17 protein-coding genes and 2 pseudogenes are annotated in these 18,345 nt (G+C 70.6%); 9 read left to right on the top strand and 10 right to left on the bottom strand.

Going from position 1 to position 18,345, the window contains the following annotated elements; all coding sequences use genetic code 11:
- Nucleotides 1-11: 11 nt before the first annotated feature.
- From ACFVWD_RS22095 to ACFVWD_RS22085, 3 genes are all read left to right on the top strand, one after another.
- The gene (locus tag ACFVWD_RS22095) at nucleotides 12-815 is read left to right on the top strand and encodes a FadR/GntR family transcriptional regulator (RefSeq protein ID WP_389598253.1); all 804 of its coding nucleotides are present in this window, start codon (nucleotides 12-14) and stop codon (nucleotides 813-815) included.
- 135 nt (nucleotides 816-950) lie between these two features.
- Complete coding sequence (locus tag ACFVWD_RS22090) at nucleotides 951-1,727, top strand: SDR family NAD(P)-dependent oxidoreductase (RefSeq protein ID WP_389598251.1); 777 nt, start codon at nucleotides 951-953, stop codon at nucleotides 1,725-1,727.
- A gap of 43 nt (nucleotides 1,728-1,770) precedes the next feature.
- Entirely contained in the window at nucleotides 1,771-2,343 is a 573-nt protein-coding gene (locus ACFVWD_RS22085; RefSeq protein ID WP_054232974.1) for a TetR/AcrR family transcriptional regulator, read from the top strand.
- Here ACFVWD_RS22085 and ACFVWD_RS22080 read toward each other — a convergent pair.
- Entirely contained in the window at nucleotides 2,318-3,484 is a 1,167-nt protein-coding gene (locus ACFVWD_RS22080; protein ID WP_389598249.1) for a CaiB/BaiF CoA transferase family protein, read from the bottom strand. The genes ACFVWD_RS22085 and ACFVWD_RS22080 overlap by 26 nt on opposite strands.
- Before the next feature lie 76 nt (nucleotides 3,485-3,560).
- On the opposite strand from ACFVWD_RS22080, the gene ACFVWD_RS22075 reads away from it, so the two are divergent.
- On the top strand, nucleotides 3,561-4,733 hold the full coding sequence (locus ACFVWD_RS22075; RefSeq protein ID WP_168505848.1) for an acyl-CoA dehydrogenase family protein: 1,173 nt from the start codon (nucleotides 3,561-3,563) through the stop codon (nucleotides 4,731-4,733).
- On the opposite strand, the gene ACFVWD_RS22070 is transcribed toward ACFVWD_RS22075, so the two are convergent.
- Nucleotides 4,730-5,215: an HIT family protein gene (locus tag ACFVWD_RS22070; RefSeq protein ID WP_389598247.1), complete on the bottom strand. Its 486-nt coding sequence runs from the start codon at nucleotides 5,213-5,215 to the stop codon at nucleotides 4,730-4,732. The two genes, ACFVWD_RS22075 and ACFVWD_RS22070, sit on opposite strands and share 4 nt — an antisense overlap.
- A gap of 96 nt (nucleotides 5,216-5,311) precedes the next feature.
- On the opposite strand from ACFVWD_RS22070, the gene ACFVWD_RS22065 reads away from it, so the two are divergent.
- Nucleotides 5,312-6,328 (top strand): zinc-binding dehydrogenase, encoded by a 1,017-nt coding sequence (locus ACFVWD_RS22065; RefSeq protein WP_389598246.1) that lies wholly within the window; start codon nucleotides 5,312-5,314, stop codon nucleotides 6,326-6,328.
- Between the two features lie 160 nt (nucleotides 6,329-6,488).
- Here the strand turns inward: ACFVWD_RS22065 and lpdA are convergent, their stop codons facing one another.
- From lpdA to ACFVWD_RS22050, 3 genes are all read right to left on the bottom strand, one after another.
- Nucleotides 6,489-7,892: a dihydrolipoyl dehydrogenase gene (gene lpdA, locus ACFVWD_RS22060; protein WP_389598244.1), complete on the bottom strand. Its 1,404-nt coding sequence runs from the start codon at nucleotides 7,890-7,892 to the stop codon at nucleotides 6,489-6,491.
- Nucleotides 7,893-7,963: 71 nt separating this feature from the next.
- Entirely contained in the window at nucleotides 7,964-8,587 is a 624-nt protein-coding gene (locus ACFVWD_RS22055) for an isochorismatase family cysteine hydrolase (protein ID WP_385382991.1), read from the bottom strand.
- A gap of 45 nt (nucleotides 8,588-8,632) precedes the next feature.
- Nucleotides 8,633-9,118: a PaaI family thioesterase gene (locus ACFVWD_RS22050; protein WP_389598242.1), complete on the bottom strand. Its 486-nt coding sequence runs from the start codon at nucleotides 9,116-9,118 to the stop codon at nucleotides 8,633-8,635.
- Between the two features lie 90 nt (nucleotides 9,119-9,208).
- Here ACFVWD_RS22050 and ACFVWD_RS22045 point away from each other — a divergent pair, with 90 nt between their 5' ends.
- The gene (locus ACFVWD_RS22045; protein WP_389598240.1) at nucleotides 9,209-9,688 is read left to right on the top strand and encodes a winged helix-turn-helix transcriptional regulator; all 480 of its coding nucleotides are present in this window, start codon (nucleotides 9,209-9,211) and stop codon (nucleotides 9,686-9,688) included.
- A gap of 547 nt (nucleotides 9,689-10,235) precedes the next feature.
- On the opposite strand, the gene ACFVWD_RS22040 is transcribed toward ACFVWD_RS22045, so the two are convergent.
- Nucleotides 10,236-11,729 carry a flavin-containing monooxygenase gene (locus tag ACFVWD_RS22040; RefSeq protein WP_389598238.1) on the bottom strand — a complete coding sequence of 498 codons (1,494 nt, stop codon included), beginning with the start codon at nucleotides 11,727-11,729 and terminating at the stop codon, nucleotides 10,236-10,238.
- Between the two features lie 141 nt (nucleotides 11,730-11,870).
- Between ACFVWD_RS22040 and ACFVWD_RS22035 the strand changes: the two genes are divergently transcribed.
- Both ACFVWD_RS22035 and ACFVWD_RS22030 read left to right on the top strand, forming a co-directional pair.
- Nucleotides 11,871-13,094, top strand: coding sequence for a PucR family transcriptional regulator (locus tag ACFVWD_RS22035; RefSeq protein ID WP_389598236.1), 1,224 nt, complete (start codon nucleotides 11,871-11,873; stop codon nucleotides 13,092-13,094).
- Nucleotides 13,095-13,343: 249 nt separating this feature from the next.
- A complete protein-coding gene (locus ACFVWD_RS22030) occupies nucleotides 13,344-14,285 on the top strand; it encodes an SGNH/GDSL hydrolase family protein (RefSeq protein ID WP_389598234.1) in 942 nt (313 codons plus the stop codon).
- A gap of 101 nt (nucleotides 14,286-14,386) precedes the next feature.
- Here the strand turns inward: ACFVWD_RS22030 and ACFVWD_RS22025 are convergent, their stop codons facing one another.
- A complete protein-coding gene (locus tag ACFVWD_RS22025) occupies nucleotides 14,387-15,040 on the bottom strand; it encodes an NAD(P)H-binding protein (protein WP_389598232.1) in 654 nt (217 codons plus the stop codon).
- A gap of 69 nt (nucleotides 15,041-15,109) precedes the next feature.
- Nucleotides 15,110-15,541, bottom strand: a complete 432-nt coding sequence (locus ACFVWD_RS22020; RefSeq protein ID WP_389598230.1) for a VOC family protein — start codon at nucleotides 15,539-15,541, stop codon at nucleotides 15,110-15,112.
- A gap of 140 nt (nucleotides 15,542-15,681) precedes the next feature.
- On the opposite strand from ACFVWD_RS22020, the gene ACFVWD_RS22015 reads away from it, so the two are divergent.
- The gene (locus ACFVWD_RS22015; RefSeq protein WP_389598378.1) at nucleotides 15,682-16,332 is read left to right on the top strand and encodes a GntR family transcriptional regulator; all 651 of its coding nucleotides are present in this window, start codon (nucleotides 15,682-15,684) and stop codon (nucleotides 16,330-16,332) included.
- Between the two features lie 32 nt (nucleotides 16,333-16,364).
- On the opposite strand, the pseudogene ACFVWD_RS22010 reads toward ACFVWD_RS22015, so the two are convergent.
- Nucleotides 16,365-16,535: pseudogene (locus ACFVWD_RS22010) on the bottom strand (hypothetical protein); the annotation flags it as partial.
- A 3-nt stretch (nucleotides 16,536-16,538) separates the two neighbouring features.
- Nucleotides 16,539-18,345 (bottom strand): annotated as a pseudogene (locus ACFVWD_RS22005) (ATP-binding protein); the annotation flags it as partial.

Here is an 18,345-nt window from a genome sequence, read left to right as displayed (position 1 = left end):
GCCTTGCAATCATGGAACGTACAGGGTCCGAGCACACCAAGATCGGGCAGATGCGCATGGCGGAGCTGGTGGCCGCCGCGCTGCGCGACCGGATCCTCGCGGGCGGCATCGGCGACGGCTCCACGCTCCCCAAACAGGACGAGCTCGTCGCGGAGTTCGGTGTCAGCTACCCCTCGGTGCGCGAGGCACTGCGGATCCTGGAGACCGAGGGCTTCATCACGGTGCGCCGTGGCAACCGCGGCGGCGCCACGGTGCACGCTCCCGACATCGGGACCGCCGGCTACGCCCTCGGTCTGACGCTCCAGGCCATGCAGGTCGGGGTTCCCGACCTCGGCGCCGCCCTCGCCACCCTCGAACCGCTGTGCGCGGCTCACTGTGCGCAGCGGGCGGACCGCGAGCGCGCGGTGGTGCCGCAGTTGCGGGAGTTGCTCGCCGCGAGCGAGAGCTGCATCGACGACGGTGCGGCGTTCACCCGGGCCTCGCGCGAGTTCCACGACGTCGTCGTCGGGTTCGACCCCAACGCGACCCTGCGCGTCGTCGTGAAGAGCCTCACGTCCCTCTGGTCGGTCCAGGAGGAGGCGTGGGCGGACCTCCAGGTCTCGCGGGGCGCCTACCCCTCACGCGCCGACCGCGCCCTTGCGCAGCGGGCGCACGAACGTCTCGTGACGAGCATCGAGCAGGGCGACGCCGACGAGGCCGCGCGGATCGCCGAGGAACACCTCACGGCGACCCAGCGCTGGGTGTGCCGCACGCTCAAGAACCGGGTCATCGACGCCGCGTCCGCCCGCAGCCGTATGCGGTTCCGCCGCGGCTGATGACTGGCGACATGTGATCAGTATGCTGTTAATCCTTGTAAGGATGGAGAGCCCGGCCTAGGATGCCTGCCGGGCCGGTCCGCGGTCAGCGCGTCAGCCGCCCCCGACACGCCCTGCCGTCGAAGGGAGACCCGCGTGGCGCCCGACCCCGATGTCGCCGCACGGATGTTCGGCCTCGACGGCCGGGTGGCGGTCGTGACCGGCGCCTCGTCGGGCCTGGGAGCGGCGGTGGCTCACGCACTCGCCTCGCTCGGCGCCCGGGTCGCCGTGGTGGCCCGCCGTCACGACCGGCTGGCCGAGCTCGCCCAGGGGATCGACGGCCTCGCCGTCCCCTGCGACCTGTCCGACCTCGACCGGATCGGCTCCGTGGTGCCCACGGTCGTCGAGGGACTGGGACCGCCGGAGATCCTCGTCAACGCCGCCGGGAACATGTTCACGACCGAGCGCGCGGAGTCCGAACCGCTCGACGCCGTCCGCCGCACCATGGACCTCAACCTGCTGGCCCCGTTGCTGCTCGCGCAGGCCGTCTTCCCCCACATGCGCGCCCTCGGCCGGGGCGCGATCGTCAACGTCTCGTCCATCAGCGGCCGGGTCGGCATCCCCGGCATCCCGCAGGCCTCGTACGCGGCGAGCAAGGCGGGCCTGTCCGGCCTGAGCGCCGAACTCGCGGTGCAGTGGGCGCGGCATTCGATCCGGGTGAACACGGTCGCCCCCGGCTTCTTCCGCAGCGAGATCACCGGCCCGCTCTACGAGGGTGCGCGCGCCGCCGAGTACCTGCGCCGCAACACCCCGCTGCCCAAGGAGGGGACCGCCGACGACATCGTCGGCGCGGTCCTGTGGCTCGTCGGCGACGCCGGAAGCTACGTCACCGGACAGACGGTCGTCGTGGACGGCGGCTGGACCGCCCGCTGACAGCACCTCCTGCCGAGTAAAGGGGAACGGCTACGCTGAGGTCATGCCGTCCACACGTCGCACAGCGCGCCAGACCGACCTGCTGGAACGGCTGGTCGCCCTGCTGGCGGCGGAAGGTTTCGCCTCGTTCACGCTCGACGAGCTGACCGAGCGGCTGCGCTGCTCGAAGACGACGTTGTACCAACTGGCGGGCAGCAAACAGGAGTTGGTCCGCGAGGCCGTGAAGCACTACTTCCGGAGCGCGGCCGAGGCCATCGAGAAGCAGGTGGCGGACACCTCCGCGCCCGCGGAGCGCGTGGTGGTCTACCTGAACGCGGTCGCCCAGCAGTTGAGGCCGCTGTCCCGGCGGTTCCTCGACGACATGGCCGGATTCGAACCGGCCCGCGAGGTGTACGAGGCCAACACCCGCCTGGCCGCGGGCCGGATCAGACAGCTGATCGCGGACGGCGTCGCCGCGGGCGCGTTCCGTGACGTCCACGCGGCCTTCGTGGGCGAGGTCGTCGCCGCCACCATGCAGGAGATCCAGCGCGGCGAGGTGTCCGCGCGCACGGGGCTGACCGACGCGGAGGCCTACGCCGAGTTGGCGTCGCTCATCGTGCACGCGGTCTCGCCCTGACCGCGGGGGTGGCGGCCGGGGAGCCGACACCCCAGTCCCGCAGCACCGACTCGGTGTCCGCGCCCGGCGCACCAGGGGCCGAGGGCCGCCGGTTGGGAGTGCGCGAGAAGCGCGGGGCCGGTGCGGCCTGGAGGATGCCGTCGACCTCGACGAGGGTGCTCCGGGCCACCACATGGGGGTGCGCTCCCGCCTCCGCGAACGTCAGCACGGGGGTGACGCACGCGTCCGTACCGGCGAAGTGCGCGGTCCACTCGTCGCGCGTACGGGAGGCGAACCGCTGCGCGAACCGGGCCCGCAGCGTGGGCCAGCCGCCGCGGTCGCCCTGGGCGGGCAGCTGGGCCCCGCCGATGCCCAGTCCCTCCAGCAGCGCCGCGAAGAACTGCGGTTCGAGTGCGGCGACGGCCACGTACTTGCCGTCGCCGCACTCGTAGGTGTCGTAGAAGGGGGCGGCCCCGTCGAGGAGGTTGGCGCTCCGTTCGTCCGACCACTCGCCCATGCCGCGCAGCGCGTACGTCATCTGACCCAGCAGGGCCGTCCCGTCGAGCATGGCGGAGTCCACGACCTGCCCGGCCCCGGAACGTGAGCGCTCCCAGAGCGCGGCCAGGACGCCGACGACCAGGAGCATGGACCCACCCCCGAAATCTCCCACCAGGTTGAGCGGCGGGGGCGGCGGATCACCGGCACGGCCCATCGCGTGGAGCAGCCCGGTGAGACCGATGTAGTTCAGGTCGTGCCCGGGATCCTGGGCGAGCGGGCCGTCCTGACCCCAGCCGGTGACGCGTGCGTAGACGAGCCCCGGATTCTCCCTGCCGCAGTCCTCGGGGCCGACGCCGAGGCGCTCGGCGACACCCGGCCGCAGTCCCTCGATCAGCACATCGGCCCGGGCTGCCAGCGCCCGTACCAACGCACGTCCCTCGGACTCCTTGAGATCGGCGAAGACCGACCTGCGGCCGCGCCGCACGATGTCGGTGGCGTCTTCCGGGCCGAGCCGCAGCGCCCGGCCGGAGGGCCGCTCGACGCGCACCACGTCGGCGCCGAGATCGGCCAGCACCATGGCCGCGTGCGGAGCCGGCCCGAGTCCCGCGAGCTCGAGGACGCGTAGACCGACGAGGGGGCCTCCGGATCCATCGCTGGACTGCATGGCATCACGGTACCAAAAACGATACTGTTGTATCGCTCGCCGTATCAATAGTTTCCAGAGCGACCGAGGAAATCCCATGCCAGCTACCCGTACGCTTCCCGCCCCGGAAGCCGTCGACCTGATCGGCCTGACCCGTGAGCTCGCCGAGAAGGAGCTCGCGCCTCGCGTCGCCGAGGCGGAGGCCGAGGAGAAGTTCCCCCGCGAGGTCTTCCGCACCCTCGGCCGGGCGGGCCTGCTGAGCCTGCCCTACGCCGAGGAGTACGGCGGTGGGGACCAGCCCTACGAGGTCTACCTCCAGGTCCTGGAGGAGATCGCCGCCGTGTGGGCCAGCGTCGGGGTCGGCGTCTCCGTGCACGCGTTGTCCTGCTTCGCCCTCGCCTCCTTCGGCACCGAGGAGCAGCGGAAGGAGTGGCTGCCCGACATGCTCAGCGGCGAGCTGCTCGGCGCCTACTGCCTGTCCGAGGCCCACGCCGGTTCCGACCCCGCCGCGATGCGCACCCGGGCCGTCAGGGACGGCGACCACTACGTCCTGAACGGCGCCAAGGCGTGGACCACGCACGGTGGGCACGCGGACTTCTACACGATCATGGCGCGCACGTCCGACGCGGGCTCGGGCGCGATCTCTTGCTTCCTCGTCCCGGCCGACACCCCCGGCCTGATAGCCGATCCGCCCGAGCACAAGATGGGTCTGACCGGGTCGGCCACCGCGACCATCCGCCTGGAGGACGTGCGCGTCCCGGCCGATCGCCGCATCGGCGAGGAGGGCCAGGGACTCAAGATCGCCTTCGCCGGACTGGACTGCGGCCGACTCGGCATCGCTGCCGTCGCCACGGGCCTGGCCCAGGGAGCGCTGGACCACGCGCTGCGCTACTCGCGCGAACGGGAGACCTTCGGCCGCCCGATCATCGAACACCAGGGGCTGGCCTTCGTCCTCGCGGACATGGCCGCGGCGGTCCAGGCCTCCCGCGCCACCACGCTCGCCGCCGCCCGGCTCAAGGACCAGGGGCTCCCGTTCGCCTGCGAAGCGTCCATCGCCAAGCTGATCGCCACGGACAACGCCATGAAGGTCACCACGGACGCCGTCCAGGTCCTCGGAGGCGCCGGCTACACCCGCGACTTCCCGGTCGAGCGCTATATGCGGGAGGCCAAGGTCATGCAGATCTTCGAGGGCACCAACCAGATCCAGCGCCTGATCATCGGCCGCGCGCTGCGGGAGAGCGACCGGGGCACCCTCAGGGTTCAGAACTAGGGCCTGTCCGGCGGACCCCAGGAGTGCGGGAGCCCGTCAAGCCGGGCTCGCAGGGCGCGGGCCATACGGTCCGCGCCTTCCGTTGTCACCCGCTCCGGCTCCGGACGGTCCAGGAGCCCGAAGATGCCCGGCCCACGGTCTGCGACGGACAGATCCGCCATGCGCGGCACGATGTGGAAGTGCACGTGCGAGAAGCCCTCGGACTCGGCGAACTGGACGACGTAGGTCTTGAGGCAGCCGGTCGCCCCGCGCAGCGCCCTGGAGAGCCTGACCTGCCACACCCCCAGGGCCCCGGCCTCGGCGTCGGTGAGGTCATGGACGGCCGTGACATGCCGTCGTGGCAGCAGCACCAGCCAGCCGGGCACCGCGGTGTTGAAGCTGTGAGCCACCCGCCAGTACTCATCGGACACGACGCGTTCGCGGGGCGGAAGTTCGCCGAACCGCGCTTCCTGGCCGCAGGCGTAGCAGGGGGGAGTCGTCATGCCCCCGGATCGTAGAACGGACTTCAACCGCGGCACCAACGGTGACACTTCACGGTACAGATCTCGGCACAGATCACGTACGGAGAGGAAGCCGTCATGGCTGTCATGCGCGCAGTGCGTCTGCACTTCCCGACCCACGAGCTGCGGGTCGAGGAGGTCGACCGGCCCACCCCCGGTGCGGGAGAGGTCCTGGTCAAGGTGGAAGCGGCCGGAGTGTGCCTGTCCGACGTCCACCTGATCTCCGGAGAACTCGGCGGCACACCCGCGCTGTTGCGCGGCAACACGGTGACCCTGGGGCACGAGGTGGCCGGCACCGTCGCCGAGCCGGGTCCGGACGCGGGCGCCTGGGAAGTCGGCGACCGCGTCGTCCTCCAAGCAGGCGAGTACCGCGACGGGCGGGGCTGGACCCGTGGTGTCGACTACGACGGAGGCTGGGCCGAGTTCGCGCTCGCCCGGATCGACACCCTGGTATCGCTCCCGGACTCGATCCCCTTCGAGCAGGGAGCGGTCATCCCCGACGCGGTCTCCACCCCGTGGGGCGCCATCACCGACACCGCCGGAGTCCGCCCCGGCCAGGCGGTCGGGGTCTGGGGCATCGGCGGTCTGGGCGCGCACGGGGTGCAGCTGCTGCGCATGGTGGGCGCCTGCCCCATCATCGCCGTCGACCCCTCCCCCGCCGCCCGTGACCGGGCCCTGGCCTTCGGCGCGGACCTCGCCCTCGATCCGGCCGACCCCGGTCTGGCGGACAAGGTCGCCGCCGTCACCCGCGGGGCCGGTATCGAGGCCGCCTTCGACTTCGCCGGCGTCACCCCGGTACGTGAGCAGGCCCTGTCCGTGCTGGCCGACGGCGGCAAGCTGGTCCTCGTCGGACTGAGCGGAAAGCCGGTCACCATCGCGGACAGCACCACCTTCAGTACCCGCGAGCTGCGGCTCCTGGGCCACTTCGGCTCCGGCGCGAACGCGGTGGCGCAACTCATCCACCTCACCGAGAACGGGCGGCTGGACTTCTCCCGCTCCATCTCGGACGTACTGCCCCTGGATCAGGCGGCCGAAGCCGTCGAACGGCTGGAGCACAAGAAGGGCGATCCGATCCGCCTGGTGCTGCGCCCCTGAGGGCGCCGTTCGCGTCGTCAGCACCACCACCCCCTCGTGAGCGTCAGCCCCCGCGGTGGAAATCACCGCGGGGGCTGCGCTACGGGCGTCAAGGTGTCGAGCCCGGCGCGCAGGAAGGCGACCTCCTCGCGCGGCCGGTGCTCCAGCGCGTCGCACGGACTCAGAAGTTGATCATATGTCCGGCCAGGCCGTGCACGGCTTCCTTCACCGCTTCACCCAGGGTCGGGTGGGCGTGGACATTGCGGGCGACCTCGTGCACGGTCAGGTCCCACTGCTGCGCCAGCGTCAGCTCCGGCAGCAGCTCCGTCACGTCCGGACCGATCAGATGGCCCCCGAGGAGCTCGCCGTACTTGGCGTCGCTGATCAGCTTCACGAAGCCGACCGTGTCACCCAGGCCGTGTGACTTGCCGTTGGCCGTGAAGGGGAACTTGGCGACCTTGACGTCGTAGCCCCGCTCCTTCGCCTGTGCCTCGGTGTAGCCGAAACTCGCGATCTGCGGCTGGCAGTACGTGGCACGCGGGATCATCACATAGTCCAGCTCCATGGTCTCCGCGTCCGCGATCGTCTCGGCCGCGATGATCCCCATGGACTCGGCGTTGTGCGCGAGCATCAGTTTCGCGGTCACATCCCCGATCGCGTAGATGTGCGGTACGGACGTACGGCAGCGGCCGTCGACGTCGATCGCGCCGCGCTCGGTGACCGTTACGCCCGTGGCCTCCAGGCCGTACCCGGTGACGTTCGGCGCGAAGCCGATCGCCTGGAGGACCTTGTCGGCCTCCAGCACCTTCTGTACACCGTCCTTGCCGGTGACCGTCACCCGCACCTGCGGGCCCGACTCGTCGATCGACTCGACACGCGTCGAGGTGAGCACGTCGATGCCCAGCTTCCGGTACTGCTTGGCGAGTTCGGCGGAGACGTCCGCGTCCTCCAGCGGGGCGACCCGGTCCAGGAACTCGACGACCGTGACCTTCACGCCGTAGTTGTGCAGGACGTACGCGAACTCGATGCCGATGGCCCCGGCGCCCGCGATCACGATGGAGCGCGGCAGGTCCTCGACGAGGATCTGCTCCTCGTAGGTGACGACACGGTCGCTGCGCCGGGTGCCGGGCAGCAACTTGGGGGTGGCACCGGTGGCGATGATGCAGTCGTCGAATCCGACCGTCTTCGTGGTGCCGTCGGCGAGGGCGACCTGAAGCGTGTGGGCGTCGAGGAAGGTGCCGCGGCCGTCGATCTCGGTGATCGCGTTCTTCTTCATCAGGAAGTGGACGCCCTTGACGCGGCCGTCCGCGACCCGGCGGCTGCGCCGGAACGCCTCGCCGTAGTCGAAGGAGACCTCGCCGTCGACCTTGATGCCGAACGTCTTCGCCTCCCGCGTGAAGATGTGCGCCAGCTCGGCATTGCGCAGCAGCGCCTTCGTGGGGATGCAGCCGACGTTCAGACACACACCACCCCAGTACCGCTCCTCGACGACCGCGACCCGCTTGCCGAGTTGCGCGGCGCGGATGGCGGCGACGTAGCCGCCTGGTCCTGCTCCGAGTACGACCACGTCGAAGCGCTCGTCCATGAGTGGATCCTTCCGGTGAAGCCCGGCTCAGAGCCGGCCCAACATCCTCTGCACCATCTGACCCTGTGACCTTATGTCTTCAGTGCCGCTACGGCGCTTTTCGTGTCCGTGATGACATGTGCGTAGGTCGGACCGTTCAATTCATGGGCGGCCCTCATGAGTTCGCTCGAGAACGCCGCTGTGGCGTCGGTCACCAGCGACACATGGAATCCGAGTTCCATCGCGTACTTGGCCGTGGTCTCGATGCAGGTGTTCGCGAGCAGTCCGATGACGATCACGTGGTCCACGCCGCGCTGGCGGAGGCGCATCTCCAGGTCGGTGTTGGCGAACCCGCTCTGGGCCCAGTGCTGTGCGACCACCGTGTCCGAGGGCTCGGGCCGCAGGGGCGGGTACCAGTCCCCGCCGAACGCGTCCTGGGCGAAAAGTTGGTTCTTGTCCACGGCGCGCTGTGACGGGTTCGGATGGGACCAGGACTCGTACAGCCCCGGTGTCCAGCGGTGATGTGGCACATAGAACACCGGCACGTCGACCTCGCGAGCGGTGGACACCAGTTCGGACAGGTGGGCCCGCAGGTCGACCTCCCGCGCGACCTCCGCGATACGCGGCCAGAGCTTGCCCTCGTCGGCGAGGAAGTCGTTCAGCGGATCGACCAGCAGAACCCCCGTCCGGCGCCGGTCGTAGTCGTACACCGTCATAGCTGCCTGCCTCCCGTACGTCGCACTCCTGTGCGGGCGCGCCGGTCAGACGGGGAACAGCAGACAGCTGCTGGTCGTGTGCGCCAGCAGCCGGTCCCCGGAATCGAAGAGCTCGGCCTGCGCGAGGGCGGTACGACGTCCGCTGTTGAGGACGGTGCCCACGGCACGGACCTTGCCGGTGTCCACGGTGACAGGGCGCAGGAACTTCACATTCAGGTCGAGTGAGGTATACCCCATCCCCTGCGGCAGGACCGACTGCACCGCGCAGCCCGCCGCCGAATCGAGCAGGGTGGCGTATACCCCGCCGTGAACGCTTCCGATGGGGTTGTAGTGCTCCTCGCCCGGGACGAGGGCGAAGACGACCCGGCCGTGCTCGACCTCTTCGAGCGTCATCCCGAGGGTCGCCGAGATCGGCGGGGCGGGGAGCCGTCCGGCCTGCATCTCGCGGAGGAAGTCGAGACCGCTGTGCTGCCCGACGGCGGCGGCGGAGACGGCGGGGTCCTCCCAGTCGTACGTGCGTGACCTGCCCATGTCGCTCCCTCGATGATCTGAATGTGGAATTCGAAGCTAGCCAGGGCGAGGTCTGGATGTCAACGTCGAAGCCAGCCTACGATGGGACGCATGACGTGGCTCGAGACAAGCACCGAGAACTGCACGGTCCAGCGGACTCTCGACCTGGTGGGCGAGAAGTGGTCACTGCTGGTCCTACGGGATGCCATGAACGGCGTACGGCGCTTCGACGACTTCCGCCGGCACGTCGGGCTGTCCGAGAGCGTGCTCTCGGACCGGCTGCGGAAACTCGTCGCGGCCGGGATCCTGGACACCGTCCCCTACAACGAGCCCGGCAGCCGCACCCGCTACGAGTACAGGCTCACCCGCAAGGGCTGGGAGCTGTGGCCGGCGATGATCGCCCTCAAACAGTGGGGAGACCGCCATGCGGCGGATCCCGAGGGCCCGCCCCTGGAGGTCACGCACGCCGGCTGCGGCGCGCCGGTCGAGACCGTGGTCGTCTGCTCCGCGGGACACGGTGCCCTCGTCCCGCCGGAGGCACGCACCCGCACCGGCCCGTCGGCGAAGGCCTTGGATCCCACCGCTCGCTAGGCCCTGTCGTCACATTCCCGTCTGCCCCGCGACGCCATGCACGCGCCCCCAAGTTCTCGGCTTCGCTCGAACAGGGAGGGACCCCCTTCACCGCACCGGGCACAGAGCCAAGTACGTCCCACGCACCTGACGCCGCAGGGCCCGCCCTCCGGGCGGACGACGGGAATGTGACGACAGGCCCTGGACCGGTGGGGCGGAGCGCGAGATCGAGCCCGGTGGCCGAGCCCGCGCCGGTCACGACGGCGTGTGCGCGCTCGCCGTACCGAGGTGGTCGAGCAGCCCGGTGGGTGGTGTCCTGGGCCGGGTCTCGGCGGCCGTACACGTCGCCGTACACGTCGCCGTACACGTCGCCGCGGGCGGACCGCGGGCGAACCCGCGCCTGACACGGCTCGCCCGGCGGCTGCGCCGCGATCCTCGTGGACCGGCCGGGGTCACGGTTGTCGGAGCGGATGACGATGAAGCCCCGGCCGACGCAGCCGTAGGTCGTCGCCGTGCGTCCGGTGGCACGGGGTGATGTCGCGTCCTACGGGAGCGAAGCGGTCGTCGCTCATGCCGACGTCTGGGCCTTCGCGTGGCGTGCGGCGGAGGCGAAGCGCAGGTTGTCGTCCTCGACGGGGCCGCCGCGCAGCAGTTTGACGTCGGAGTGGTAGTTCATCGACATGAGCCAGGGATAGGCGAGTCCTTGACGCGGCATCACGTGGAGGGACCGCTTGACGTATCCGGCACCGAAGTCGAGCAGCGGACGGGTCGGCATGGCCGGGTCGGGGAGCTCGGGGCAGCAGATGTCCGTGCCAGTTGCGTCCATGTGTCCGAGCAGCCGGGTGAAGTGCTCGCACAGCAGGCCCACCTTGAGCGTCCACGAGGAGTTGGTGTAGCCGATCGCGAAAGCGAAGTTCGGTACGCCGCTCAGCATCATGCCCTTGAAGGCCACCTTGTCGGCGAAGTCGACGGGTTCACCGTCCACCGAGAGCGCCATCCCGCCGAACAACTGCACGTTCAGCCCGGTGGCGGTGACGATGATGTCGGCGTCGAGCTCACGACCGGACTCAAGACGGATGCCGGTCTCGGTGAACGTCGCGATCCGGTCGGTGACGACCGAGGCCGTTCCCTTCTTGAGCGCCTTGAACAAGTCCGCGTCGGGGACCGTGCACAGCCGCTGGTCCCAAGGGTCGTAGGGCGGGTTGAAGTGCTCGTCCACGGGATATCCGGCCGGCAGCTGCCTGATGTTCACGGCGCGGATGAGACGTCGCACGACTCGTGGATGGCGTCGCGAGGTCCGCCAGATGAGGCGCTGCATGGCGATGTTCTTGCGCCGGGTGAGCCGGTAGGCGAGGCCGGCCGGCAACACCTTGCGCAGTGTGTTCGCGATCGCGTCCTCCGACGCGACCGGAAGGATGTAGGTGGGCGAACGCTGGAGCATGGTGACATGGCCGGCCGTGTCCGCCAGCGCCGGGATCAGCGTGACGGCCGTCGCACCGCTGCCGATCACCACGATCTTCTTGCCCGCGCAGTCCAGGTCCTCCGGCCAGTGCTGCGGGTGCACGATCTGTCCGGCGAACCGCTCCCTGCCCTCGAACCGGGGGGTGAACCCTTCGTCGTAGCGGTAGTAACCACCGGCGCAGAACAGCCAGTTCGCGGTCATCGAGACCGTCTCACCGGTGTCGGCACGCTCGATCTCCACCGTCCAGCGGGCCTCGGCGGTGGACCAGGCCGCGCCGCGCACCCTGTGGTGGTAGCGGATGTGCGCTTCGATGCCGCTCTCCCCCGCCGTCTCCCGCAGGTAGTCGAGGATCAGATCGGCGGTGGCGATCGACTTGTCGTTGCGCCACGGCTTGAAGGCGTAGCCGAAGGTGTGCAGGTCGGAGTCCGACCGGATGCCCGGATAGCGGAACAGCGCCCATGTGCCGCCGGAGACACCGCGGGCCTCCAGGACCGCGTAACTGCTGCCGGGCCGCTCGGTCTGCAGGTAGTGGGCAGCGCCGATGCCGGAGATGCCGGCGCCGATGATCAGCACGTCGATGTGCTCGCTCTGACGGGTCATGTGCGGGGACTCCGTTGATGAGGCGTTCGCTGGGTGGTGCCTCGATGATGACCTCACATACCAGCCAGTACGGTGTGGCAGTTCGCACCTTCATCGGAAAAGACCAGTGCATTTTGCACCACTGCTGGCTACCGTGCGGACATGACCTGGCAGCACCCGTCCGAACGGACATGCGATCTGCTTCGGCAGGGTGCGGAGATCGCACTCAACAGTCTGCAGGAGTGGCTCGACGAGATCGACGAGGCGACCTTGGCGGCGGTGACCATGCGAGCCATCGCGCAGGACCCCGCCCTGCGCGCCGCCACACGGCGTATCAACCGCGCCCACCTGGCGTTCTGGGCGTCGGAGACCGCGCGCGACCCCGGCGCGCCCGTACCCGCGTACATCGGCCCGGACAGTCTCAGCCACGCCCGCGACCTGGTGCGCCGCGGGCTCGACGAATCGGCCCTCGACTCCTACCGCGTCGGACAGAACGCGGCCTGGCGGCGCTGGATGCAGACCGCCTTCACCCTGACCTCCGACCCCGACGAACTGCGCGAGCTGCTCGATGTGTCGGCGCGCTCCGTCTCGGGCTTCCTCGACGCCACGATCGTCAACCTCGCCGCACGTATGGCCGCCGAGCGCGAAGAACTGACCCACGGCACCCACGCCGAACGTCGCGAGATCGTCACCCTGCTCGTCGAGGGCGCGCCCATCAGCCGGCAACGGGCGGAGGCACGCCTCGGCTACGCCCTCGACCGGACGCACACCGCCGCCGTCGTGTGGAGCGAGGAACCGGACCCCGAACCGGGCCACCTCGAGCGTGCGACCGAGGCTCTGGCGCAGACGACCGGAGTGCAGCAACCGCTCACAGTGATCGTCGGCGCGGCCACTTTGTGGGTGTGGCTGCCCGGACCCGCCGCGCCGGACACCGGCCTGCTGAGCCGGCTCCTCGACCCGCTGCCGGGCGTCCGGATCGCCGTGGGCCCGCCCGCCCGGGGCAGGGAAGGCTTCCGGCGCAGCCACCTCGACGCGCTGACCACCCAGCGCATGCTCGCCAGGCTCCGTTCACCGCGTCGCGTCGCCGGTTTCGACGACGTCCAGCTCAGCAGCCTGATCAGCCAGGACGTCGAACAGGCCGACGACTTCGTCAAGACCACCCTCGGCGACCTCGCCACGGCAAGCCCGGAACTGAGGCACGCCGTCCTCACCTACATCCAGGCCCAGTGCAACACGACCCGCGCCGCCGGCCGGCTCTACACCCACCGCAACACCCTCCTGCGGCAGCTCGACCGAGCCGGCCACCTGCTTCCGAGGCCACTGGAGGACAACACCGTCAAAGTCGCCGTCGCCCTCGACCTGCTCCAGTGGCGTGGCAGCGACTGAGGACCACGGTGGACGCCGGCATGCGTCTGCATCGGCACTACGCGCACTCCACGGCGTACTGCGTTCTCAGTAGCCGGGATTGTCGGCAGCCGCAGGACGACGCGGCAGGGCCCGACCAGAGAGCCTGAAGACTTCCCGGCGAGCGGGACGAAGCGACCCCCTCAACGGCTGTTTCCCTTTGTCCACCGGGCTGTTGGGCCTTCCGGCGTGCGCGCCCCTCATCCGTCACCGAGGCAGCAGGACATGTTGATGACGAATCACCTACGGACCGTGCTGATCGGGGTCTTCCTCGCCTGCGCCACCTTGGTCGCCGCGGTCGGCATCACCCGGCACGACTCGGGCACCGACCCGGTCGGAGTCGCGACGCCACGGGGACCGTATGTGGCGCTCGGCGACTCCTACACCGCCGGGCCACGGATCCCCGACCGGACCGGAACCCCCGCCGGATGCGATCGCTCCGACCACGACTACCCGGCGCTGGTCGCCGCGCGGCTGGGGCTGCGGGCGGCCCACTTCCGCGACGTGAGCTGCAGCGGGGCCACCATCGCCGACCTGACGGCGCCGCAGTCCACCGACAACGGCACCAACCCGGCCCAGCTGTCGGCACTGTCCGCCGGGACGCGGCTGGTCACCCTCGGCATCGGCGGCAACGACATCGGCTTCAGCTCGTTGATCACCACATGCGTCAAAGCGGGCGTGATCTACGACATGACGGGCCGCGGCAAGTACACCGGGGACGACGCGCCGTGCCGGGGGAAGTACGTCTCCGGCGACACCGACGACGTACAGCGGAAGATCGACACGGCGGGTGAGCGGCTGTCCGAAGCGGTGGCCGAGGTGAAGCGCCGTGCCCCGAAGGCCCGCGTGTACGTCGTGGGATACCCGGCGATCCTGCCGGCGGGTGGCTCCGGCTGCGCCGACGACCTGACCCTCGCACCCGGTGACGCGACCTACCTCCACGACAAGGAACAGCAGCTCAACGCCGAGCTGCGCAAGCGGGCGCGTGAAGCCGGGGCCGGATACGTGGACACGTACAAGCCCTCCGTCGGCCGTGACGCCTGCTCGGGCAGGGACACCCGCTGGATCGAGCCGCTGCTGCCCAGCCTTCCCGCCGCCCCGATGCATCCCAACGAGCGCGGCGCACGCGGCATGGCCGACGCGGTACTGCACGCGGTCGGCCCTCCGCGGTGAGCGACACCCCCGGCACACCGCCTTCCCGAAATTGACGTAGACCTCCTTGAGCTGGGCGTCGCCTTCTGCCGTGCGGGGGAGGGTGGCTGTCGGGGCGGGGCTCACGACCTCGCGAGCCGAGCGACCGCCTCGGTCACGGGGGTCTCGCCGCCGGTGAGTTCGACGATGACGCGGCTCAGGGCCGGCTCGTGCAGGGCCGCGTCGATGAACGCCGCGACGTCGTCGCGGCGCACGTCGCCGTACTCGATGGCCGGGCCCGCGGTGACGCGGCCGGTGCCGGGCTCGTCGAGGAGAGTGCCGGGACGGACGATCAGCCAGTCGAGGCCGGTGCGGGTGAGGTGGACGTCGGCGGTCTTCTTGACCTTCATGTAGTCCTCGAAGCTCTCGTCGGGCTCGCCGGCGCGCAGGGCGTCCGGGAAGACGGAGACGAGCACGAACCGCGAGACCCCGGCGCGGACGGCCGCGGCTGCGGCCTTCTCCAGGCCCTTCCCGTCGATGGCGGTGGTCTTGTCCCTGCCGGTGCCGTGGGCTCCGGCGGAGAACACCACCGCGTCGTGCCCGCCGATCTTCGCCGCGAGCTCGTCCACCGAGTCGTCGACGAGGTCCCCGGTGAGCGGGGTCGCGCCACTGGCCCGCACGGTCCCGGTCTGGGCGAGGTTGCGGTGCATGCCGGTCACCGCGTCACCACGGGCGACGAGCAGACGGGCGAGCCGGTTGCCGACGCCTCCGGCGGCGCCGATCTGGAACACCTTCATGACGATGCGCCTCTCTTCGTCGGTTCTTCGTCGGTTCTTCGTCGATCGCTTCTCTTCGCGGCGGCGCCGTCAGGCGGCGAAGACCTGGGAGTCGTCTGCGAACGCCTTGAACTCGAGAGCGTTGCCCGCCGGATCGAGGAGGAACATCGTCCACTGCTCACCGGTCTGGCCCTCGAAGCGCACGTACGGCTCGATGACGAACTCGGTACCCGCCGCGCGCAGCCGGTCGGCGAGCTTCTGGAACTCGGGGATCGTCAGGATCAGGCCGAAGTGCGGCACCGGGACGTCGTGGCCGTCGACCGGGTTGTGGGCGTGCCTCACACGGGCCGGGGCCAGGTGCGTGACGAACTGGTGGCCCTGCAGATTCCAGTCCACCCAGGTGTCCGCGCTGCGGCCCTGCGCGAGGCCGAGCACCTCTCCGTAGAAGCGGCGCGCGGCGGCCAGGTCGTCGACCGGCATGGCCAGGTGGAACCGCGGGATCGATGATGCGAGCACGGTCATGGCGCGTGTCCTGCCTTCCTGAACGCGGGTCCGGGTGCGTCCCCCGGAGGTCAATGTCCGAATGTTAACATTAAGACATCTGAGGGAATGTTAACATCACGACAATCGAGGGAGGCAAGACCATGCGTGACCAGGACAAGGTGGCCCCCGCGCGCCGACGGGGCCTGGCGGACGAGGTCGCGGACCGTATCCGGGAGGCGATCTTCAGCGGGGTCTACGCCCCTGGGGCGCCGCTGCGCGAGGTGGAACTGTCCGGTGCGCTGGACGTCAGCCGTGGCCCGGTGCGGGAGGCGCTGCGGCTGCTGGAGCGCGAGGGCCTGGTCCACTGCGCCTGGCACCGGGGCACCCTCGTGACGACGCTGTCGCCCGCGGACGTCGCCGAACTCGACAGTCTGCGAGGCGCGTTGGAGGAACTCGCCGTGGCGCAGGTGATCGCCCGCGCCTCGGACGAGGACATCGCGGGGATCGAGAAGACCGCCGCGCTCATGGAGCGTGCGGCGGACGAGCACGAGATGGTGCGCTGCGACATCGCCTTCCACGACGCCGTCTTCGCCGCCGCCGGACACCAGCGTCTGCAAGAGGCGTGGGAAGCCATCCGCTGCCAGGTCCACCTGTTCCTGCTGACCCGGATCGGCCACAGCACCGAGGGGTACCTCGCCCACATCCCGGAGGAGCACCGCGGGCTCGTCGCCGCCCTGCGCGCCCGCGACACCGGGACCGCGCTCGATCTCTTCGCCGCCCACCGCCGCCTGGCCGTCGACGTCGTCACCGAAGGCACGGCCACGACCTGATCGGCGGCCGACGCTGATCGTGCGACCGCCTCGCGCCACCTGGCCGGCGGCAGGATGTCGGACAGGTCGATCCAGGCGTTCGACCCCTTGTCGGTGAGCTGTTCCTTGAGCCGTTGGACGTCATCGCGGTCCTGGCGCGAAGAGCAGGGGAACACCTGCGTTCCGGGGTCGGCCGCGGGACCAACTCGGTTGAGCACAGGCATGGTTCAGCATGTCGGTCCGGAGCGGGCATCGGCCGCTCGAGGAGAAGATATGCGCTCATGAGCGTGTGCGGGCACGGCCGTCGTACTTTTGCCGACCGCGGCCGGGAGGCCGAGGACCATGGTCAGGCCGCCGCCGGGGGTGTCCTCGGCGGCGAGGGTGCCGCCCATCGCCTCGGCGAAGCCGCGGGCGACCGCGAGGCCGAGGCCGACGCCCGCGCCGCGAGGAGCGTCGCCATGGCGCTGGAAAGGTTCGAAGATGCGGTCCTTGGCCTCGTCGGGGACTCCGGGACCACGGTCCACCACCCGTACCTCCACGCGGTCGGCCATGGCGCTCGCCGCGACCAGGACCGGTGCGCCCGCCGGGCTGTACTTCACCGCGTTCTCCACGAGGTTGGCGACCGAGCGTTCCAGCAGACCGGGGTCGACGACGACCATCGGCAGCGTCTCGGGGATGTCCAGCTCCACGCTGTCCTCCGGTACGCCGCCCAGCGCCATCGGCACCACTTCGTCCAGGTCGATCTCCCGCACGATCGGGGTGACGGTCCCGGTCTGCAGGCGCGACATGTCCAGCAGGTTGCCCACGAGGTGATCCAGGCGGTCGGCGCCCTCCTCTATGCCCTCCAGCAGTTCGGCCCGGTCCTCCTCCGACCACGCCACGTCGTCCGACCGCAGCGAGGAGACCGCGGCCTTGATCCCGGCCAGCGGGGTCCGCAGGTCGTGGCTGACGGCGGCGAGCAGCGCGGTGCGGATGCGGTTGCCCTCGGCCAGCGCACGGGACTGGTCGGCCTGGGACTGCAGCCGCTGGCGGTCCAGGACGACCGCGGCCTGGGCGGCGAAGGCGGCGAGCACCCGGCGGTCCTCCGCCGGCAGGACCCGTCCGGACAGCGCGAGCGCCATCCGGTCCCCCACCGGCATGTCCACGTCCGCGTCCTCGGGCCGCTCCAACGTTCTCCCCGTGCCCACCCGGCCCGCGCAGGTCCACGGCGTCACGTCGCTCTCCCGTTCCAGGAGCGCGACCGACTCCATGCCGAAGGTCTCCCGGACCCGTTCCAGCAGGGCCTCCAGGCTGGTCTCGCCGCGCAGCACGCTGCCCGCGAGGAAGGAGAGGATCTCCGACTCGGCGCGCAGCCGGGCCGCCTGGTGCGTACGCCGGGCGGCGAGGTCCACGACGGAGGCCACTGTCGTTGGCCAGGCCGACTTCGGGCGCGACGCCGGCCAGCAGCAGGGTGAGCAGGGCCGGCCCGGCCACGCCGGTCAACCAGCCCCAGACGACCCGAAGGCGGCCGAGCCGTGCGCTCCGGGCGACCGGCAGTCCGCGTCCCTTGCCCGCCTCGCCGTGGGTGATCAGGTGGACGTCGAGGTCGGGACCCGAGTCGCGGGCGACCGTCGCCCCGACGCCCGGCCCGAAGACGTACTGCCATCCCTTGCGGCGGGACACTCCGAGGACGATCTGGGTGGCGTTCACCCCGCGGGCGAAGTCGAGGAGCGCCGTGGGGACGTCGTCGCCGATGACGTGGTGGAAGGTGCCGCCGAGGTCCTCGGCCAGGGTGCGCTGGACGGCGAGCTCCTTGGGCGAGGCGGAGGTCAGTCCGTCGCTGCGGGCTATGTAGACGGCCATGACCTCGCCGCCCGCGCCCTTCTCCGCGAGCCGGGCGGCCCGACGGATCAGCGTGCGCCCCTCGGGACCCCCGGTCAGCCCCACCACGATCCGCTCGCGCGACCCCCAGATCTTCGAGACCCGGTGCTCGCTGCGGTACTCGGTCAGGTACTCGTCGACCCGGTCCGCCACCCACAGCAGGGCGAGCTCGCG

Origin of the sequence: Streptomyces sp. NPDC058086, assembly GCF_042885015.1 — a bacterium.
In the GTDB taxonomy this organism is placed as follows: domain Bacteria; phylum Actinomycetota; class Actinomycetes; order Streptomycetales; family Streptomycetaceae; genus Streptomyces.
The sequence above is the reverse complement of the archived record's forward strand: the minus strand, read 5'-3'. Positions and strand labels throughout refer to the sequence as shown.

What these genes read in the sequence shown, in the direction of transcription:
- ACFVWD_RS22050 (WP_389598242.1), bottom strand. Translation starts at nt 9,118, where the DNA reads ATGGGCAGGTCACGCACGTACGACTGGGAGGACCCCGCCGTCTCCGCC.
- ACFVWD_RS22070 (WP_389598247.1), bottom strand. Translation starts at nt 5,215, where the DNA reads ATGACGACTCCCCCCTGCTACGCCTGCGGCCAGGAAGCGCGGTTCGGC.
- lpdA (WP_389598244.1), bottom strand. Translation starts at nt 7,892, where the DNA reads ATGGACGAGCGCTTCGACGTGGTCGTACTCGGAGCAGGACCAGGCGGC.
- ACFVWD_RS22085 (WP_054232974.1), top strand. Translation starts at nt 1,771, where the DNA reads ATGCCGTCCACACGTCGCACAGCGCGCCAGACCGACCTGCTGGAACGG.
- ACFVWD_RS22055 (WP_385382991.1), bottom strand. Translation starts at nt 8,587, where the DNA reads ATGACGGTGTACGACTACGACCGGCGCCGGACGGGGGTTCTGCTGGTC.
- ACFVWD_RS22080 (WP_389598249.1), bottom strand. Translation starts at nt 3,484, where the DNA reads ATGCAGTCCAGCGATGGATCCGGAGGCCCCCTCGTCGGTCTACGCGTC.
- ACFVWD_RS22095 (WP_389598253.1), top strand. Translation starts at nt 12, where the DNA reads ATGGAACGTACAGGGTCCGAGCACACCAAGATCGGGCAGATGCGCATG.
- ACFVWD_RS22035 (WP_389598236.1), top strand. Translation starts at nt 11,871, where the DNA reads ATGACCTGGCAGCACCCGTCCGAACGGACATGCGATCTGCTTCGGCAG.
- ACFVWD_RS22065 (WP_389598246.1), top strand. Translation starts at nt 5,312, where the DNA reads ATGGCTGTCATGCGCGCAGTGCGTCTGCACTTCCCGACCCACGAGCTG.
- ACFVWD_RS22045 (WP_389598240.1), top strand. Translation starts at nt 9,209, where the DNA reads ATGACGTGGCTCGAGACAAGCACCGAGAACTGCACGGTCCAGCGGACT.
- ACFVWD_RS22030 (WP_389598234.1), top strand. Translation starts at nt 13,344, where the DNA reads ATGACGAATCACCTACGGACCGTGCTGATCGGGGTCTTCCTCGCCTGC.
- ACFVWD_RS22025 (WP_389598232.1), bottom strand. Translation starts at nt 15,040, where the DNA reads ATGAAGGTGTTCCAGATCGGCGCCGCCGGAGGCGTCGGCAACCGGCTC.
- ACFVWD_RS22020 (WP_389598230.1), bottom strand. Translation starts at nt 15,541, where the DNA reads ATGACCGTGCTCGCATCATCGATCCCGCGGTTCCACCTGGCCATGCCG.
- ACFVWD_RS22040 (WP_389598238.1), bottom strand. Translation starts at nt 11,729, where the DNA reads ATGACCCGTCAGAGCGAGCACATCGACGTGCTGATCATCGGCGCCGGC.
- ACFVWD_RS22075 (WP_168505848.1), top strand. Translation starts at nt 3,561, where the DNA reads ATGCCAGCTACCCGTACGCTTCCCGCCCCGGAAGCCGTCGACCTGATC.